We start from the raw sequence: 19,072 nt of genomic DNA on the forward strand, positions 1-19,072 counted from the left end.
GCTTAGTGCGGGACGGGCGCATCCGGGCTCAAGAGTCCTTCCGCCTTGAGCTCATCCCACAGATTATCGGGAATGGTGGATTGAAGAGCGGCATTGTTCTCGTCCCACTCAGCCTTAGTGCGCACTCCGGTGAGGATGCTCGTCACGGCAGGATGCGCGAGCGGAAACTGGATGGCCGCTGCTTTCAGCGAAACTCCGTGGCGCTCGCACACCGACTTCAGCGCCAGAGCGCGTTCGATCAGATTGTCAGGGGCAGGCACGTAGTTGAAAGTCGCGCCGCGCACTGGATGCGCCAGCAAGCCCGAATTGAACACCCCGCCGAGGATAACCCCTACCCCCCTGCCCTGGCATTTCGGCAGAAATTCAGGCAGGGCCGTCTGGTCCAGCAGCGAGTAGCGTCCGGCGAGCAGGAAACAATCGAACCGGCCGTGATCCATGAAACGCGAGAGCATTTCCCATTGGTTCATGCCGGCCGACACGGCTGAGATCGTGCCGTCGCTGCGCAACCTGTCGAGCGCGCGAAAGGCGCCGTTCACGGCATCTTCGAAATGGTCGTCGGGATCGTGGATGTGGAGGATGTCGACGCGGTCGACCTTCCAGCGTCGCAGGCTGTCCTCGAGCGATCGCATTACACCGTCATAGGAATAATCGAGCTCGAGGTGCATGTCGGGATTGGCGAGGTAGAAGGACTGGTTGTCTCCGAAGATCTCGGCGCCACTGCGCTTACCCGGACGGACCAGCCGTCCGACCTTGGTGGACAACACGAAATCTTCGCGGCGCCGTCCTTTGAGCGCCCTCCCGGCGCGCTCCTCTGCGAGCCCGTAGCCGTAGAAGGGTGCGGCGTCTATGAAGCGGACCCCGTCTTCGAACGCCGCGGCGATGGCCGCCTGCGCATCTTCCTCCGAAACTTCGGAGAGCAGATTACCGATCGGAGCACAGCCGAACCCGACGCGGGTGAGCTCCAAGCCGGTCGTTCCCAACGATATGCGTTCTCCGGCATTGACCACGGCGTCTCTCCTCTTATTCGGCTGCCGCGCTTTGCGTCCGGGCGTCATTGTCCCGGTGAATCGCAGTCATCAGGCGATCACTCATCTCGTCGTACTGGCGCGAGTTCGGCATTTCCGTAATGATCCGGTAGTCATTCATGACGTAGATGCGGTCGGCCAGCTGGACCATCTCCGACAGCTCGCTCGAAATCAGCAGGATCGCGGCTCCATCTTCGGCAAGCTTCCAGATCAGGCGATGCAGATAACCCTTGGTGCGGACGTCGACGCCCACCGTCGGCTCGTCGATGATCAGGATGCGGGCATCGGCTGCGAGCCATTTCGCAACGCTTACCTTCTGCTGGTTTCCACCGGAGAGATTGCCGACGGCCTGGTCGAGGCTCGGCGTCTTGACATTGAGCCGTTCGACGAAAGGGAGGATTGCCGCCTTCTCAATCCCGCCCCACAAAAACCCGAGCCGCTTCGCAATGCGATGCCAGACCGTAATCGCCGTGTTGCGGGCGACCGACTGCGTTAGGATCAGACCTTCGCCCTTGCGGTCCTCGGAAACATAGCCGATGTGCCAGTCGCGCAAGGCATCAAGGGGGGCCCGTATGCGTGCGGGGCGGCCCTCCATCTCGATCCTGCCCGACAGGACGGGATAAGCTCCGATGATCGACTTTGCGAGTTCGCTGCGTCCGGCGCCCACCAGACCATAGAGTCCGACGACCTCGCCTGCGCGGACGTCGAGATTGATTCCCTTGTGCCCCGCGCCTGTCGCCAGGTCTCGCAGGGCGAGCCTGATTTCGCCGAGCTTTGCCGTCCGCTCGCCAAGGTCCGTGACGGCACTCTCGCGGCCCACCATCAACGTCACGATATCCGCCTTGGTCATCCCCTTGAGCGGCCGGTCGTCGCAAGCGTTCTTCCCGTCCCGCAAGACGGTGATGCGATCGCACAATTGGGTCAGCTCTTCGAGCTTATGGCTGACGAACAGGATCGCCTTGCCCTGGTCGCGCAATCGCCTGAGGATGGTGAGAAGGCGTTCCACCTCGTGTTCGCTGATGGAAGCGGTAGGCTCGTCAAGCAGCAGTATCTTGCTGTCGAGCGACAGCGCGCGCCCTATCTCGACAAGCTGCATCTGCGCGACCGAGAGGTAGCGCACCGGTGTTCCCGGATTAATGTGGAGGTCGAGGAGATCGAGCCAGGGCTGTGCTTCCCGCCGCATTTGCGCGTGCTGCACCAGGCCGTTGCGCACAGGCAGACGGTCGAGGAACATGTTCTCGGCGATCGAATAGCGCGGAATGAGATTGCGCTCCTGATGCACCACAGCGATGCCGGCCGCGAGAGACTCGTGCGGCGAGTTAAATTTCACCGGCTCGCCATTGAGGCGTATCTCGCCTTCGTCCTGTCGCAGCACCCCCGTCAGAAGCTTTATCAGCGAACTCTTCCCAGCGCCGTTCTCGCCCACGAGCGCGTGGATCTCGCCCGCACGCAAAGTCAGGTTCACCCCATCGAGTGCTTTGACGCCCGGAAAGGCTTTCGTGGCGCCGCGGACTTCCAGGAGCGGTGTCATCAGTGCCCTCCCCTCCTCAACAGCGGAGAGGACCGCGCGGAGTTACGCCAGTGATTGAAGAGGACCGTAAGCAGGATCAGCGCGCCAAGGAAGAACGGGATGTAGAAGGGATTGGTACCGGCGAGGATCAGGCCGTTCTCCAGCAGGACAACAATCAGCACAGCAATCATCGTGCCGATGACAGAGACATGGCCGCCCGTCAAAATGGCCCCGCCTATGACAGGTGCGGCGAACGACGCCAGCAGCCAGTCCGATCCGATCGTAGGCTCGGCGGTGCCGAGACGCGCCACGGCCACCATTCCTGCAATGGCGGCGAGAGCGCCGGAAAGGGTGTGCGCCATGATGGTCGTCCGCATCAGCGAGATGCCGGCCAGTTCCGCGGCGGCGGGATTGCCGCCCATCGCCAGCATCTGTCGGCCGGCTCTCGTGTGGTGGAGGATGACGGCGACTGCAACCATCGCGATGAGGGGAATAAACAGGATAAGGGGTACTGGCCCCACGTAGCTGTCGTACCAGGCCTTGAGGGCTTGTGGCATGTTGTAGAACGGAATGCTCTTGGTGATGCCGTAGTTCAAGCCGGTGAAAACAGAAAGCATCGCAAGCGTGATGATGAAGCCGCTGATCTTCGTCCAGGCGATGAGCCAGCCACTGAGCGCGCCGCAGGCGATGCCGACAGCGAGGCCTGCCAAAAAGGCGAGCGGGATGGACACATGGTAGAGCTCCAGCAGCGCGCCGAACAGAATTGCCACAAGGCCGCCGATCGCTCCGACTGCCAGGTTCATCTGGCCGATTGCTATCACCACCATCTGTGACAGCGCCACGAGGCTGGTCACCGACAGGATGCGCAGGATCACGAACAGGTTGTAGCTGCTCAAGAAATTGCTCGATATCATCGACAGCACGAGGATGCCGACAAATGCCAGGACGAGGAGCGGCAGCCACTCGATATTCAGGATGCGATCGCCGAGCGACTGTTTCATCGACTGACCATTCCTCTGCGTTCGGCGGTGACGCTGCGCCAACGATCGATGCCGACCGCTGCCAGCAGGGCGAGGCCGAGGAAAAACTGGATCCAGAAACCGCTGACATTCATCAGGATCAGGCCGTTCTGCAGCACTGACAGAAGAATTGCGCCGAGGACGGCGCCGACAACCGAGACATAGCCCCCCGCCAGGAGAGTCCCGCCCAGCAGCGGGGCAAGAAATGACGGCAGCAGCCAGTCCTCACCGATCGAGGGCAAGGCCGAAGCCAGCCGCGCCGTGACAAGCACGCCCGCGATCGCGGCCAGCAGGCCTGACAGAGCGTGCGTTATCACGACAATTCGGTTGACGGGCACACCTGAAAGGCCCGCCGCCACGCTGTTAGCTCCGGTGGCGAGCATCTGCCGTCCCAGTTGCGAATAGTTGAACAGCGCCACCAGGCCAATCGCCAGCGCCAAGGCCACGAAAAGGAAGTTCGAGAAGGAGCCGATGCGCCCCTTCGCCAAGCCTGAGAAATCCACAGGCAGGTTTCGGAATGCCTCGGCCTTGGTGAGAATGAACATCAACCCGAAATAGAGGCTCGCCGTGGCGAGGGTGATGACGAAGCTGTGCAGGCCGGTGCGGACGATCAGGATACCGTTGATTGCGCCCAGCACCATGCCAGTCAGCAGCGCCACGATGATCGCCAGCGGTATGGGCAGGCCGACGCGCTCCAGCGCGAAGCCTGTCACCATTGCGGCGCAGGCGCCTATCGCGCCTACCGCAAGATTCATGTGACCGAGGCCGAGAACCGTCATCATGGAAAAGCCAATGATGATGTCGACAGCGAGATTGCGGGTGAGTGCGAAAAGATTGAACGGCGACAGAAAGCTCGGAATAAAGATGCCGATGCCGGCAATCAGCGCAATGATCAGTATGAGCAGCCCGCCTGCATTTGCCAGGCGCCACAGCCGCGCGCCCGAAAACCAGGAGGCGGCCGGCGTGGTGGCGCCAGATTCGGCTACATGTAACATCGGCAATAACTCGTTCGATTTGTCGCGCGGCGCGTGTGGCGGCACGAGGCCGCCAGGCGCAGACTATCGGAGCGTCAGCTGCAGGCGAGGTATTTGGCGTCGAAGCCTGCAATGATGTCGTCCGCGATCTTCTTCAACTCGTCGCGGTAGGTCTGGAGGTTGTCCTTGCTTATGAGCAGAGTGCCGCTGTCGATAAAGGTCGCATTCTGCGGGTTCTCGTCGAACACCGCGTCGGCCTTCATCGTGCAGCCCTCATGCATGCGCTTTAAGGCATAAGCGGCGATGTAGGCCTGGCCGTAGGGGTTCTGGGCCATGGTGCCCTGGATGACGCCCTTGTCGATCGCGTCGAGCACGATCTTGTCGTCGTCGATCCCGATCATCTTGATCCGCGCATCGTTGAGGTTCTCGAGCGCACGGGCCGCGATCACCGAGGATACGTAGCCGGTGGCTATGATGCCGTCGATGTTGGCGGCGTCGGCGGCGAGCACGCCATTGATCTTGGCATCGCCGGTCTCTTGGCTGTCTGTGTCGGTGACATGCTGATAGAGCGTGACGTCGGGACCGGCTTCCTCGATTGCCTTATCTATGGCGGCGATACGCAATTGCGTGTTCGGGTCCACTAGCCGGCTGCCGGCGTGCATGATCTTGCCCTTGCCGCCCATTGCCTCGATGAGTGCCTTCGTGCCGAGATAGGCCGAACGATAGACGTCGGTGGCAAGGCAGAATTTCGCGGGACTCGGGCTCTGCGTGCAGCCGCCGATGACGACGGACGGGCTGCCGAAGGAGTCGAGTTCGGAGATCATTTCATTTGTGCCCGTCGCGTCTCCGGGGAAGATACCGAAGGCGTTGTAGCCCTGTGCCGCGAGACTTTCGAGCAGCTTGTTCTGCATGTCGAGCTGCCACTCCTGGGGCACTGCATACGTCGCTTCGGCGAGGCCAAAATCCTTCTTGGCGTCCGCTGCCGCCTGCTCCCAAGGAGCAAAGAAAGGATGTGGACCCCCTGGCACGAGCGCGAGCTTAACGTCCGCGGCCACCGCCGCACCGGTCAAACCGGAGATGGCGGCTGCCGCCACGGCGGCAGTCATCAAAATCTTGAACATGTCATTCCTCCCAGTTGGCGACGGTTCGACACGGTTTACAGCGTGAGCCATCGACCCGATCATCCTACTGGGAGTCAGTCAGGAGGTAAAGCACATTTTGAAAGGTGCGGTCACATAGTAATCACTAATCGCCTGGGGTTGAGCTGCGCATCGCGTCGGATAGTTCTTTCGTGGCCTTCTGGAGGATCGCGGCGAGTTCGCGCATGCGCTCAGGGCTCATGCGTGTGATCGGACCGGCGAAATTGATACCGCCCAAGAGCTTGCCGTGGGCGCCGAAGAGCGGGGCTGCCACGCAGCACATATCGTCTGCAAATTCCCGGACGTCGAATGCGTAGCCTTGCTGGCGAATTTTTTCGAGTTCCCGCAGCAGGTCATCCGGATTCGTCAGTGTTTGGGGGGTAACCTTCGGCAACGGACGCGACAGGAAGCGCTGAATGAAGCGGTCGCTCTGCTGTGCAAGCAGGACCTTGCCGATCGAGGTGCAATGCAGGTCCGACCTGTCGCCGATCTTGAACGCTACCGAGAGGAGATGAGAGCCCTTCGATTGCAGGCGAATGACCGCTTGATCGCCATCCAGGACGGAAAAGTTCGCCGCCTCCTGGGTTAGCCTTGAAAGTTCTGCGAGCTTCGACCGTATGAGGTCGTCTGGCCCGGTATTGGCCAACAGGAAACGACTTATTGAGATGAGTTTGTAGGTAAGGCCATACTTTTTCGTCTCTTCCGAGCGGACCAAGAAACCCGCATCGACCAAGGTGGTCAGCAGCCGATAGGCCGTACTGCGATCGAGTTCTACGACGGAGGCGATGTCGGACAAGGCTATCCCGCCCTCGTGATTGCCGATTTCCTCCAGCATCTTCAGCGCCTTGAGGACGGTCGAGCTCTTCTTAACACCCCCAACCGTCATGGGATCCTCCAGGAACCGGCAAATACCGTGCACGCTGCACTCGGCAACTAATACGGGCTCGCCAGGATTTTGAAAAGCGCACAGTCACATTGTAATCATCACGTCACCGGGTTCATAATGCGCTGTTCAGCCTCCGTAATTGCCGTGGCACCGATGTGCGGCGTCAGTTCCAGTCTGTAGCTTGCGCTCTCGCCGTGGCCCAGCATCTTGAATTCCTTGCGGGCGTGCCAGTCAGCCCTGGAGCCGGCATGGGTCGTGGATGGCTCAATGGCCATGACGTAATTGCCTGATTGGAAGAACTGCCATTGGAACAGCGCCGGCATCGCGCGTCCGTCATAGGCGATTTCCAGCGCAAGCCCTGTGGAGCCACACGGATGCTGGAAGTCGTCATTGATCAGCGCCGCGCGCGCCGTGCCGTCAGCCTCAAGGCGGACGTGGTGGTCGAAAACCTGCTGGGTGGTCGGGTGACGAGGACCGGCTTGTTCGAACGCTCCGCTCTCGTTGTCTTCGCCTGCTCGGAGCGACCACGGCGTTTCAGAAATCGGGCTGACCAGCCTCGACCCTGCATTCAAGAGCGGCCAGCCCAGGTTGATGTGCCAAAGATAGGCATGCGGCACGGTGTTGTAGGATAGGTTCCGGACGGTATCGGTATAGATCACGCAATTAGTGCCAACCTCCACTTCAATGCGTCTTGCGAGGAGGAAGTTTTCGCCGAACACGGTTGCCTGCCGCACTTCGCCGCTCGCGTAGAGGAACGCCCTCTCTCCTTCCCAACGCACGCCGTAGCCAGTGAGAAGCGCAGGGGTGTAGCTGATGCGCGAGTGAAGTGGGAACGTAATCTCGGGCCGCGGCGGATGATTGAAATGTGCTGCGCTGTCCGTTTCTGGAGCGTGGATGTGGTCGAGCCCACATGAGTTCATGAGACCGGAGAAGGAGCGGGCCCAGCTGAAACCATCTTCGGCATCGAACTCATGCAGCCACGGACTTCGCAAGTCCGCTGGCGAATCCCAGCCGATCGGTACGCCAAGATAGTTCATGCGGCTGAGGTCCATTGCCCGGTCAACCTGCACCTCAAACATCAAGCCTGAACCGGAGCGGAAGATAAGGACGCGGTTGCCTCGCTGCAGACCGTTTTCCTGCGTTACCAATTCGACGCCGAACACCTGGCTGAATGCTCCGACATGTGACGTTATCTCGTCGAGCGGAATATCTCGGCCTAATATCTTCATGGCTACCCTCACCTCTGCTGATCGGCCTTCCAGGTTTGAGCCAAGCATTTGAGGTGCGCAATACCATCTGCTACCGTTGGCCGGCAGGTGATCCTTAAAGAAAGTGTGTTTGCAGTCTGCCGAGAGCGTCCTGTCGTCCGCCGAGCATTTTCCAGCCCGTTGCTTGCTGCTGGCTCCCGAGATCGTCTGTTTGGGAACGCTTTGAAGGCCAGCTTCGCCTGTTTGCGGCCGCTTCCGCGAAAAGCGCCGCTACAGTCGGGCGCTCCGGCACCGCGCCAGCAAAATGCGAGTAATGTGAACCAGGTTCAGGACTATGAAGAACACGTTCCAGGCGACCGCGTTCAGCATCGGAACGGGCTGGCTGTAAAAATAGACAGCAAGGCAGCCTGCTGCCGTCAGGGTGAGGACGCGCAGGCGCAGCAGATCCATGGTGAAGTAGGCGATCACATATAGAATATTGGCCGCGTTTATCAGGACATCCATGGGAGCACTTCCAATATCTGTGGCTAGAGGCAGCGCCCGGCAAAAGGGTGCCGGGCGCCGACGTCATTCGCCGCCGAATTCAGCCTTGAAGGTTTCGAGATCGATTTGCAGTCCGTTGAGCACCGTGCTCCAGTGGCGGACATAGCCCGCAAGCGCGACCGCCTCTGCGATTTCCTCATCGGAAGCGCCGCGGTCCCTGGCCATTTTGCTCTCCAACCAGATGCAGTAGCGACAGGGAATCTGCGCCGCCACCGCGAGGTTGATGAGCGACTTGACCTTCGGTTCGAGCACAGTGTTGCCTTCGCCGAAGTCGAGGCTCTTGGTGATGGCCCAGGCACCGGCGACCGCCGATTTCGGATAGGCCTTGAAGTGGGTCGGGACGATTCCGAGGGTGGCCTCGATTTCCTTGTAGGTCTGTTCTGCCGTCGGCACTTCCTGCGCGACGGCGAATTGCGCCGCGATTGTAGTCGTCGCAGCGATGGCGAGAATTGCCAAAGTCTTCCTCATTGTCGGGTCTCCTGTTCTTCAGTCTTGGGTTAGAAGGGGTACAAAGTTGTCTGCTCCGCGCCCCCCTTCACGCCGCGAAGCTGTCTACCGCCCGCCCGAGGCGGTGACGTTCTGTCCGGAGCGGATCCGAAATGCTCGCCGCCAAGCTCCTCAAAGCCGCGCTTCGAGGACAAGGTTGAACGGCGTCTCGAAAGCGCGGCGGAAGCGGGTGAACCCCGCTTTGCGGAACACCTCCGCCAGCCGCGCCTCGCCGGCCTGCGCGCCAAGTACCAGCCGGCCGCCGTCGGAAATCGCATGCGCGACGCAGATCGTGGTGGAGGCGGCGTAGTACATCCTCGCCACGGGCGAGACGTTATCCTCCACCCGGTCGTTGGCGAATGGCTCAACGAGCATTACGGTGCCGTCGGGTGCGAGGGCTTCGGCGGCATGCGCAGCCACGGCCACCGGATCGCCCATGTCGTGCAGGGCATCGAAGAAGCAAATCAGATCGTAGCCAGCACTTGGATAATTGTCGGCACGCGCCGTCTCAAATGTTATGCCGCTGGTCACCCCGGCTTCCGCCGCGATGGCAACCGCCTCCTTCAGCGACTTCTCGTGCGAGTCGAAACCGCAAAAGGTGGAGGCGGGAAAGGCCTTGGCCATCAGCACTGTCGAATGGCCATGGCCGCAGCCGACATCTGCCACCAGCGCGCCGGCCGTGAGTTTGTCGACGACTCCGTCCAGCGACGGCAGCCATTCCTGAACGAGACTGGCCTTGTAGCCGTTGCGGTAGAAGGCGGCTACACCGCAGGCGAGGCGCCCATCGTGGTCTCCCCAGGGAATCCCTCGGCCGGTGCGGAAGGCATGCACAGCCTTTTCCTCGTCGGCCCACATGGATGCCGGAACGGCCCACGCATTGGGAAAGAACGCGGGACTGTCCTCGTCGGCGAGGACCATCGCCTGTTCGGGGGTCAGTTCGTAGGTATTGCTGATCGGATGATAGGCAACGTAGCCGCCCGCGACCTGGGAGTTGAGCCACTCGCGCACATATCGCTCAGCACAATCAGCGCGGGTGGCAAGCTCGCGCGCGGTAAGCGGACCGGCCCCGGCCATAGCCTTGTAAAGACCGAGGCGGTTGCCGAGGCTGATCATCACGCCGCCGTAACCGGCGGAAAGGTCTTGGAAGGAACGTGCAACGAGCGCATCGAGCTTCGCAGTATCAAACGTTTGGCGGTGGGTGTGGTCCATCATCTTACTCTCTCCTGTGCATGTGCTCAGGTAAGACCCGAGGCTGGCGATAAATCGCAGGGAGAGATGCGGGACGACAGAGCGAGATTTTCCAGAATCGGGCTGTTTCTGCCACTCGGCAGCAATCATTTATGTTTGGCGCAGCAGCTTTCTCGGAGGTATTCTCGCCACAAGGGCAACCGCCATGCAACTCGACATCGCAGCCTCCAGAAGTGAGCCGGTCCATGTGAGCCTCGTCGCCATCCCCGAGGCCGTTATCTCAACGCTCTCCGGCATCTTCGACGTGATCAACGGCCCTGCCCTGATGCAGACCTCCGGTGATGAACTCCCGAAGCCCTTTCGGGTGGAGATTGTGGGGCTTCGGGAAGGCCCACTGGAACTCGCCAGCGGTGTGCCTGTGACCGCGCATCGAAGCGTTGCGGAGGTTGAGGCCACCGACATCGTCATCGTTCCCTCAATCCTGCTGGGGCCGGAAGGCTGGCAAAAAGGGCGGTACCCAGAGCTCGTTGACTGGTGTCGCGCGATGCACGAGCGCGGTGCTCTTCTCTGCTCCGCCTGCTCCGGCATATTTCTGCTCGCCGAGACCGGCCTCTTCGACGGAGTGGATGCGACGGTGCACTATGGCTACGCCCGTACGTTCGCTTCCTCCTTCCCCGACGTATGCATTCACCCGGAGCGGGTGCTCGTTGTTTCCGGCAAACGGGAGGAGCTGATTACCTCTGGCGCGTCCATGACATGGCATGATCTCGTGCTATACCTGATTGCCCGCCACGCGGGGACGACGGTGGCGCAGGACGTCGCGCGCTTTTTTGCGCTGCAATGGCATCAGGACGGGCTTGCGCCCTACATCGTCTTCGAAGGCCGCAAGAACCATGGCGATCTGGCGATCCAGGCCGCCCAGGACTGGGTCGCCACCCATTTCTCGGTCGTCAATCCTATCGAAGAAATGATCCGACGCTCAGGGCTGACGGAGCGCACCTTCAAGCGACGATTTACGAGCGCGGCAGGGTTAAGCCCGATCACATATGTGCAACGACTGAGAATAGAAGATGCCAAACGCCGGCTCGAGCGCACGGAAGTCTCCGTGGACGAGATCAGTTGGCAGGTCGGCTACGAGGAACCGGCGTTTTTCCGACGCCTCTTCAAGCGCTTCACGGGATTGGCACCCGGAGCGTACCGTCGTCGCTTCAAAATTCCTGACTATGCTAGACCGAACACGCAACCGGTGCGTTCGACAAATGGCTTGTCGGAGGGATCGGCTGCCGGCTGAACATGGGCATCCTGATCTCCAGACGCGAAAAAGACGCACTAGACGAGTGTTTTTGGCAGTGGGGAGTCAGCGCTTTGCGTTGTTGTTCTGGGAGGTGCTCTTGAGCGCCCTACCCCAAGAAGCGCTGTAGCCCAGTGCTTCGGGAGCTATGCTGGCAGGATGCCGCCCAGGCGCTTAGCACGGCGCACGCGCTGTCAACGTGCGCGATACCGCGTCGGCCCAGCCGGCAAGCTTCGCCTTGCGCTGCCTGCCATCCATCTGAGGCTCGAAACGGCGCTCGAGCGCCCAGCTCTTGGCAAATGTTGCCCTGTCAGGCCAGATGCCGGCCTTGGAACCGGCAAGCCAGGCGGCCCCCAGCGCGGTTGTCTCCGTGATTGTCGGGCTATCCACCGGCGCGTCGAGAATGTCGGCGAGGCACTGCATAGTCCAGCTGGAGGCGACCATGCCGCCGTCCACCCGCAGCACCGTTTTTCCGAAGGTGTTGCCGCAATCCCTTTTCATAGCCACGAGAAGATCGTGGGTCTGGTAGGCGACGGATTCCAAAGCCGCGCGCGCGAATTCCGCCGGGCCTGAGTTGCGGGTCAGTCCGAAAATCGCGCCGCGCGCATCGGCGTCCCAGTGCGGCGCGCCAAGCCCCACAAAGGCCGGCACGAGATAGATCTGCTGCGTTTCGTCCGAACGCTCCGCAAGCGCTCCGCTCTCCGCGGCCTTGCCGATCACCTTGATCCCGTCGCGCAGCCACTGCACGGCGGCACCCGCGATGAAGATCGAGCCCTCCAGCGCATAGGTAGTCTTGCCGTCGAGCCGATAGGCGATGGTGGAAAGCAGCCTGTTCTTGGAGCGGATGAGCCTTTCGCCCGTGTTAAGCACGGCGAAGCAACCGGTGCCGTAAGTGGATTTCAGCATGCCAGGCTCGAAGCAGGCCTGCCCGATGGTGGCCGCCTGCTGGTCGCCGGCCACTCCAAGGATCGGGATCTCGGCGCCGAATATCTTCTTCTCCGTCACCCCGAACTCCGCCGCGCAGTCCTTCACTTCCGGCAAAAGGGCTGTCGGAATGCGCAGGATCTTCAGAAGGTCGGCGTCCCAGGCATTCTTCGAAATGTTGTAGAGCAGCGTGCGCGAGGCGTTAGTCGCGTCGGTTGCGTGCATCCTGCCGCCCGTCAGCCGCCAAATGAGATACGTGTCGATCGTGCCGGCCAGAAGCTCGCCCTTCTCAGCGCGCCGGCGCGCGCCTTTGACATTGTCCAGCAGCCAGGCAAATTTGGTGCCGGAAAAATAAGGATCGAGCAGCAACCCTGTCTTGCGGGTGAATTTCGGCTCCAGCCCGGCCTTCTTGAGCTTCGCGCAGAGGGGGGCGGTGCGGCGGTCCTGCCAGACGATGGCGTTGTGAATGGGCATGCCGGTCGCCCTATCCCAGATTACCGCCGTTTCGCGCTGGTTGGTGATGCCGATCGCGGTGATCCGGGAGGCCTCCAGCTTCGCTTTCCTGAGCGCCGTCTTCACCGTCGCCACGACGCTCTTCCAGATGTCCTCTGGGTCGTGCTCGACCCAGCCGGAGGCGGGGTAGTGCTGCGGAAATTCCTTCTGGCCCACCGCCACGATCTTCATCGCGCCGTCGAAGATGACGGCCCGGCTCGATGTCGTGCCCTGGTCAATCGCCAAAATGTACCCTGTCATGCTTCCCCCGCGTCCTCTCACGAATGGAGGCGGCTCATCGCCGCCTCCATAGCCACCGGTATCAGTGGACCTGCGGCTACTGCCAGCTCCTTACCAACTCGTCATAATTGACGGTGATGGGTTGTTCCTTCTCGTTCTCGATCTTCAGCTGCGGCGCAAGATTGCCCTTCGAAACGGCATCCTTGTTCCAGTACTCAAGATCGTGCTCCTCGGCGAGTTTCGGGCCGATATCGCCCTGGATGCCGGCGCGCTCCAGGCGTTCCAGAACCTGCTCCTGCTCCGCACAGAGCGTGTCCATTGCCTCTTGCGGGGTCTTGGCGCCGGAGGCTGCATCGCCGATCGCCTGCCACCAGAGCTGCGCCAGCTTCGGATAGTCGGGCACATTCGTGCCGGTCGGAGACCATTGCACGCGGGCAGGCGAACGATAGAACTCGATCAAGCCGCCGAGCTTCGGTGCGCGCTCGGTGAAGCTCTCGTGCTGGATCGAGGACTCGCGGATCAGCGTCAGGCCCACATGGCTCTTCTTCACGTCCACCGTCTTGGACGTGACGAACTGTGCATAAAGCCATGCGGCCTTGGCGCGGTCGTCCGGGGTCGACTTGAGGATCGTCCAGGAGCCCACGTCCTGATAGCCGAGCTTCATGCCTTCCTTCCAGTAGACGCCATGGGGGCTGGGCGCGAAACGCCATTTCGGCGTGCCGTCATCATTCACCACCGGCAGGCCCTCCTTGACCATGTCTGCCGTAAAGGCGGTGTACATGAACATCTGCTGCGCAATCTCGCCCTGAGCCGGAACGGGACCGGACTCGGAGAAGGTCATTCCCTGCGCCGCGGCAGGAGCATAGGCTTTCATCCAGTCCAGATATTTCTGGATGGCATAGACGGCGGCCGGGCCGTTGGTGTCGCCGCCGCGGGCCACGCAGGAGCCGACGGGCCGCGAATTCTCGTCGACCTTGATGCCCCATTCGTCAACCGGCAGCCCGTTGGGCAGGCCCTTATCGCCGTTGCCGGCCATGGACAGCCAGGCGTCGGTGAAGCGCCAGCCGAGCGACGGGTCCTTCTTGCCGTAATCCATATGGCCGTAGACTTTTTTGCCGTCGATCTCACGGCCGGTGAAGAACTCGGCAATGTCCTCGTAGGCCGACCAGTTGACCGGCACGCCGAGGTCGTAGCCATACTTCGCCTTGAAATCGGCCTTGTTCTTCTCGTCGTTGAACCAGTCGTAGCGGAACCAGTAGAGGTTTGCGAACTGCTGGTCCGGCAGCTGGTAGAGATCGCCGTCCGGCGCCGTCGTGAATTTCAGGCCGATAAAGTCTTCCAGATCGAGGTTGGGATTGGTGACATCCTTGCCTTCATTCGCCATCCAGTCGGTCAGGCTGCGTGCCTGCTGGTAGCGCCAATGCGTGCCGATCAGGTCGGAATCGTTGATATAGGCGTCATAGATATTCTCGCCCGACTGCATCTGCGTCTGCAGCTTCTCGACCACATCGCCTTCGCCGATCAGGTCATGCGTGATTTTGATGCCGGTGATGGCGGTGAAGGCCGGCGCCAGCACCTTGGACTCGTATTCGTGTGTCGTGATCGTTTCCGACACCACCTTGATGTCCATGCCCTGGAAAGGTTGCGCCGCATCGATGAACCACTGCATCTCCGCTTCCTGCGCGGCGCGGTCAAGCGTCGACAGATCGCCGATCTCGGCGTCAAGGAATTGCCTTGCTTCCTCCATGCCTGCCATGGCGCTGCCCGCATTTATCAGAAGTACGAGCGCCGAAGTCGTCATTAACAAGTGCCGTTGCATTGGTTTCCTCCCTAGCCGAACGATGCACCATTGACGGGGCGCCGCGGGCTTGCGGCACCCCGGAATTCTCCTCTAGACCGATCGAAACACGCCTATCGCGTAGATGACGGAGAGAGCGAGAGCCCACCACAGGCTGGGGCCGACGAGCCCAAGCCATGCTAGATTGATGAAGGCTGCGCCGAGCAGAGAGACGAACAGCCGGTCGCCGCGCGTCGTCTCAAAGCGCAGCACGCCGACGCGCGGATTGCCGCCGGGCGAAAGATATTCCCATACGCCCATGCTGATGAGCAGCAGCGCGATGACGATGAAGAAGGTGGCGGTCGGCCATGTCCAGGCCATCCATGAAAAGCTCATCACACCCTCCCCAGGGCGAAGCCCTTGGCGATATAGTTGCGCACGAACCAGATCACGAGCGCGCCGGGAATGATGGTGAGCACCCCGGCCGCGGCCAGCACGCCCCAATCAAGACCGGAAGCCGAGACCGTACGGGTCATCGTGGCGGCGATCGGCTTAGCTGCTGTCGTCGTCAGCGTGCGGGCGAGCAGGAGTTCCACCCAGGAGAACATGAAGCAAAAGAAGGCGGCGACCCCGATGCCGCTTGCGATTAAAGGCATGAAGATCTTCACGAAGAAGCGCGGGAAGGAGTAGCCGTCGATATATGCGGTCTCGTCTATCTCCTTGGGCACGCCCGACATGAAGCCTTCCAGGATCCAGACCGCAAGCGGCACGTTGAACAGGCAATGCGCCAGCGCCACCGCAATGTGCGTGTCGATCAGCCCGAAGGCCGAATAGAGCTGGAAGAAGGGCAGCGCGAAGACCGCCGGCGGCGCCATCCGGTTGGTAAGCAGCCAGAAAAACAGATGCTTGTCGCCTAAAAACCGGTACCGCGAGAAGGCGTAGGCGGCCGGCAGCGCTGCGGCGACCGAGATGACGGTGTTCATCACCACATAGATGATCGAATTGATATAGCCCGAATACCAGGCCGGATCGGTGAAGATGACACGGTAATTGCGCAAGGTCGGGTTCTCCGGCCACAGCGAGAAGGTATTGAGGATTTCCGTATTGGTCTTGAAGCTCATATTGATGAGCCAATAGATCGGCAGCATGAGGAACAGAATGTAGATCGTCGGCACCAGCCACCAAAAGCGGGACTGCCTACCGCGCCGCAGCATGGTCTGGCCGATCTCGGCCTGTGCCTCGCCTACCGCCGCCGCGGCAGTGGTCCGCCGCATCGCGATCGTATCCGCCGCAGCGGTGCTGTTCTTGCCCGCCGCCATCAGCCCTTCTCCGTGCCGTAATTGGTCATGACCGTGTAGAAGACCCATGACATCAAAAGAATGATCAGGAAGTAGATGATCGACATGGCCGCCGCCTCGCCGAGATTGAATTCGCCGATGGCGAGCTTCACCAGGTCGATGGACAGGAATGTGGTGGTGTTGCCAGGCCCGCCACCCGTGAGCACGAACGGCTCCGTGTAGATCATGAAGGAGTCCATGAATCGCAGCAGGATGGCTATGAGCAGCACCCGGTGCATCTTGGGCAGCTGGATGTAGCGGAACACCGCCCAGCGGGACGCGCCGTCGATTTTGGCCGCCTGATAATAAGCGTCCGGGATCGAGACGAGGCCGGCGTAACACAAGAGCACGACGAGGCTTGTCCAGTGCCAGACATCCATCAGGATGATCGTCACCCACGCGTCGATTGGATCGTTGACATAGTTGTAATCGAGGCCAAGGGCGTAAAGTCCCCGTCCCAGCAGGCCAATATCGATGCGCCCGAAGACCTGCCAGATCGTGCCCACCACGTTAAAGGGTATGAGCAGCGGCAGCGCCATGAAAACCAGGCAAACCGGCACACCCCATCCCCTGCGCGGCATGTTGAGCGCGATGAAGATGCCGAGCGGCACCTCAATGGCGAGGATGATCGCGGAGAAGGCGAGATTGCGGCCCATGGCGGCCCAGAAGCGGTCGGAAGCCAGGACCTCCTCGAACCACTCCGTCCCCGCCCAAAAGAAGACGTTGTTTCCAAACGTGTCCTGCACTGAGTAGTTGACCACCGTCATCAGTGGAATGACGGCCGAGAAGGCCACCAGCGCCAGCACCGGGAGCACCATGAACCAGGCCTTGTTGTTCCAGGTCTTCATGGCCGGCCTTCCATATCCACGCGCCAGGAATCGGCATAGAGATTGAGGTGGGCAGGATCGAAGATGACATGCGGCTCCGCCGGCACCTCCGCATCCTCACCGATGATCGCGGCGATTGCCTGCCCTTCGAGCTCGGCATGCACGATTTTCTTGCGGCCGATATCCTCCACCTTGGAGATTGCGACAGGCATGCCCTGCCGCCCAAGGCGAACGAATTCCGGGCGGATGCCGAGCTCGATGCGCTGCCCCGCCAAAGGCCCGGGGCGGCCAGGAAGCGCTATGGACTGGCCCCCGACGCGCGCCGCTGCGCCATCGATTGCCGCGGGCAGCAGGTTCATGCCGGGCGAGCCTATGAAATAGCCGACAAAGGTATGCCGCGGCCGCTCGAACAATTCCTCCGGCGTGCCGATCTGCACGATCTCGCCCTCGAACATCACCACCACCGTATCGGCGAAGGTCAGGGCCTCCGTCTGGTCGTGCGTGACATAGACCATGGTATGGCCGAAGCGATGGTGCAGCTCCTTGAGTTGCGTTCGCAGCGCCCATTTCATGTGCGGATCTATTACCGTCAGCGGTTCGTCAAAGAGGATCGCGCTGACGTCGGAGCGTGCCAGGCCCCGCCCGAGGGAGATCTTCTGCTTCTCATCCGCGGTCAAACCCTGCGCCTTGCGCCTCGCCCGGTGCTCCAGCCCGGTCATGGCCAGGATTTCGCGCACGCGCCTGTCCACCAAATCCTCGGGCACACGCCGGTTGCGCAAGGGGAAGGCGAGATTGTCGTAGACCGTCATCGTGTCGTAGACGACCGGGAACTGGAACACCTGCGCGATGTTGCGCGCCTCAGTCGGTAAGGCGGTGACATCGCGGCCATCGAAGAGGAGGCGACCTTCGGAGGCGTGCACCAGGCCAGAAATGATGTTGAGGAGGGTCGTCTTGCCGCAACCGGACGGACCGAGCAGTGCATAGGCCCCGCCGTCCTCGAAGGTGTGCTGCACGCGCTTGAGCGCATAATCGGCGTCGGATTTCGGCTCCGGCAGGTAGGAGTGGCGGATGTGGTTGAGCTCGATGCGCGCCATTCTTCTCTCCCTCAGGCCGCGCGCCGGGCGACCGCGGAAACCGAACGCCCCGCCTGGTCGAAGACCATGACGTGACGCGTGTCGATGAAAACCTCGATCCGCTCGTCCGGCTCGAAAATATGGACCCCCGGCGCGAGCATCACCCACCGCGCATCGGCAAAGGACAAATGCACGAAGCTTTCCGAGCCGGTAATTTCGGTCACCACCACCTTGGCTCCGACCGGGACGGCGTCTGCCGTTGCAGGCTCAAGCGAGAGGTGGTGGGGCTGAAAGCCGATTGTGTAAGGCCCGTCCGGAATGCCTGAGAGCGCTGCCGGAACAGGGAGATCGACCCCGCCATCGAGCTGGAAGGAAGCCCCGTTCTTCCGCAGCACGATGGTGTTGAGCGGCGGATCGGCGAAGGTTCGCGCCGTCAGCAGATCGATGGGCCGACGGAACACCTCGATGGTCGGGCCGAACTGAGTCACCCTGCCCTGCGATAGCGTAGCGGTGTTGCCGCCGAGAAGCAGCGCTTCGGAAGGCTCGGTCGTAGCATAGACGAAAATAGCGCCGGACTGGGCGAAGATGCGCGGCAGTTCCTCGCGCAGTTCCTCGCGCAGCTTGTAGTCGAGATTGGCGAGCGGCTCGTCCAGGAGCACGAGCTTGGCGTTCCTCACGATGGCCCGGGCAAGCGCGGTGCGCTGCTGCTGGCCACCGGAAAGCTCAAGCGGCATCCGATCGAGATAGGACGTCAGCCGCAGGAGTTCGGCCGCCTTCCTTACCTCGCGATCGATGGTCGTCCTGTCGGCGCCGGTCACGCGCAGCGGCGAGGCGATGTTTTCGTAGACAGTCATCGACGGATAGTTGATGAACTGCTGGTAGACCATGGCGACGTTGCGCCGCTGCACCGGCACGCCGGTGAGATCGGCGCCGTCGAACCAGACGGACCCGGAGGTCGGCGTCTCCAGCCCAGCCATCAGGCGCATAAGCGTCGTCTTGCCCGAAAGGGTGGGGCCCAGAAGCACGTTAAGTGTGCCATGCGCGAGCGCCAGCGACACATCCTCGATATGCGTCTCCGCCCCTACCCTCTTCGTGACATTCTTGAGCTCGAGCATTGCGCCTCCTCCCCAGGG

At 61.4% G+C, this 19,072-nt stretch carries 18 protein-coding genes; 1 reads left to right on the plus strand and 17 read right to left on the minus strand.

All coding sequences use genetic code 11. The features are described from left to right. Positions 1-2: 2 nt before the first annotated feature. The 10 genes from GNP00_RS13350 to GNP00_RS13395 all read right to left on the minus strand — a co-directional run bounded on the left by GNP00_RS13350 (position 3) and on the right by GNP00_RS13395 (position 10,002). A complete protein-coding gene (locus GNP00_RS13350) occupies positions 3-1,007 on the minus strand; it encodes an aldo/keto reductase (protein WP_011580947.1) in 1,005 nt (334 codons plus the stop codon). A 13-nt stretch (positions 1,008-1,020) separates the two neighbouring features. Further along, positions 1,021-2,556, minus strand: coding sequence for a sugar ABC transporter ATP-binding protein (locus tag GNP00_RS13355; protein WP_011580946.1), 1,536 nt, complete (start codon positions 2,554-2,556; stop codon positions 1,021-1,023). Further along, entirely contained in the window at positions 2,556-3,536 is a 981-nt protein-coding gene (locus tag GNP00_RS13360; RefSeq protein ID WP_011580945.1) for an ABC transporter permease, read from the minus strand. Before GNP00_RS13360 ends, GNP00_RS13355 begins: the two co-directional genes overlap by 1 nt. Beyond that, positions 3,533-4,549 (minus strand): ABC transporter permease, encoded by a 1,017-nt coding sequence (locus GNP00_RS13365; RefSeq protein WP_011580944.1) that lies wholly within the window; start codon positions 4,547-4,549, stop codon positions 3,533-3,535. Before GNP00_RS13365 ends, GNP00_RS13360 begins: the two co-directional genes overlap by 4 nt. A 74-nt stretch (positions 4,550-4,623) precedes the next feature. After that, positions 4,624-5,649 (minus strand): substrate-binding domain-containing protein, encoded by a 1,026-nt coding sequence (locus GNP00_RS13370; RefSeq protein ID WP_041544674.1) that lies wholly within the window; start codon positions 5,647-5,649, stop codon positions 4,624-4,626. A 124-nt stretch (positions 5,650-5,773) separates the two neighbouring features. After that, positions 5,774-6,553 (minus strand): IclR family transcriptional regulator, encoded by a 780-nt coding sequence (locus GNP00_RS13375; RefSeq protein WP_166016085.1) that lies wholly within the window; start codon positions 6,551-6,553, stop codon positions 5,774-5,776. A 98-nt stretch (positions 6,554-6,651) separates the two neighbouring features. Then, positions 6,652-7,782 (minus strand): aldose 1-epimerase family protein, encoded by a 1,131-nt coding sequence (locus GNP00_RS13380; RefSeq protein WP_011580941.1) that lies wholly within the window; start codon positions 7,780-7,782, stop codon positions 6,652-6,654. Positions 7,783-8,031: 249 nt separating this feature from the next. Further along, positions 8,032-8,265: a hypothetical protein gene (locus tag GNP00_RS13385; RefSeq protein ID WP_011580940.1), complete on the minus strand. Its 234-nt coding sequence runs from the start codon at positions 8,263-8,265 to the stop codon at positions 8,032-8,034. A 63-nt stretch (positions 8,266-8,328) separates the two neighbouring features. Beyond that, complete coding sequence (locus tag GNP00_RS13390; RefSeq protein WP_011580939.1) at positions 8,329-8,772, minus strand: carboxymuconolactone decarboxylase family protein; 444 nt, start codon at positions 8,770-8,772, stop codon at positions 8,329-8,331. Positions 8,773-8,922: 150 nt separating this feature from the next. Beyond that, positions 8,923-10,002 carry a class I SAM-dependent methyltransferase gene (locus GNP00_RS13395; protein WP_166016086.1) on the minus strand — a complete coding sequence of 360 codons (1,080 nt, stop codon included), beginning with the start codon at positions 10,000-10,002 and terminating at the stop codon, positions 8,923-8,925. 181 nt (positions 10,003-10,183) lie between these two features. Here GNP00_RS13395 and GNP00_RS13400 point away from each other — a divergent pair, with 181 nt between their 5' ends. Next, a complete protein-coding gene (locus GNP00_RS13400; RefSeq protein ID WP_011580937.1) occupies positions 10,184-11,269 on the plus strand; it encodes a GlxA family transcriptional regulator in 1,086 nt (361 codons plus the stop codon). A gap of 174 nt (positions 11,270-11,443) precedes the next feature. Here the strand turns inward: GNP00_RS13400 and glpK are convergent, their stop codons facing one another. The 7 genes from glpK to GNP00_RS13435 form a co-directional block, all read right to left on the minus strand. Then, entirely contained in the window at positions 11,444-12,946 is a 1,503-nt protein-coding gene (glpK, locus tag GNP00_RS13405) for a glycerol kinase GlpK (protein ID WP_011580936.1), read from the minus strand. Between the two features lie 76 nt (positions 12,947-13,022). Beyond that, a complete protein-coding gene (locus tag GNP00_RS13410) occupies positions 13,023-14,744 on the minus strand; it encodes an ABC transporter substrate-binding protein (RefSeq protein WP_011580935.1) in 1,722 nt (573 codons plus the stop codon). A gap of 72 nt (positions 14,745-14,816) precedes the next feature. After that, on the minus strand, positions 14,817-15,098 hold the full coding sequence (locus tag GNP00_RS13415; protein ID WP_011580934.1) for a DUF2160 domain-containing protein: 282 nt from the start codon (positions 15,096-15,098) through the stop codon (positions 14,817-14,819). Beyond that, entirely contained in the window at positions 15,098-15,916 is an 819-nt protein-coding gene (locus GNP00_RS13420; protein ID WP_011580933.1) for a carbohydrate ABC transporter permease, read from the minus strand. Before GNP00_RS13420 ends, GNP00_RS13415 begins: the two co-directional genes overlap by 1 nt. A gap of 104 nt (positions 15,917-16,020) precedes the next feature. Beyond that, positions 16,021-16,887: a carbohydrate ABC transporter permease gene (locus GNP00_RS13425; RefSeq protein ID WP_011580932.1), complete on the minus strand. Its 867-nt coding sequence runs from the start codon at positions 16,885-16,887 to the stop codon at positions 16,021-16,023. Continuing rightward, the gene (locus GNP00_RS13430; RefSeq protein WP_011580931.1) at positions 16,884-17,960 is read right to left on the minus strand and encodes an ABC transporter ATP-binding protein; all 1,077 of its coding nucleotides are present in this window, start codon (positions 17,958-17,960) and stop codon (positions 16,884-16,886) included. Before GNP00_RS13430 ends, GNP00_RS13425 begins: the two co-directional genes overlap by 4 nt. An 11-nt stretch (positions 17,961-17,971) precedes the next feature. Continuing rightward, positions 17,972-19,054: an ABC transporter ATP-binding protein gene (locus tag GNP00_RS13435; RefSeq protein ID WP_011580930.1), complete on the minus strand. Its 1,083-nt coding sequence runs from the start codon at positions 19,052-19,054 to the stop codon at positions 17,972-17,974. Positions 19,055-19,072: the final 18 nt, after the last annotated feature.

The sequence above is a fragment of the Chelativorans multitrophicus genome, from assembly GCF_011317445.1.
GTDB lineage: Bacteria > Pseudomonadota > Alphaproteobacteria > Rhizobiales > Rhizobiaceae > Chelativorans > Chelativorans multitrophicus.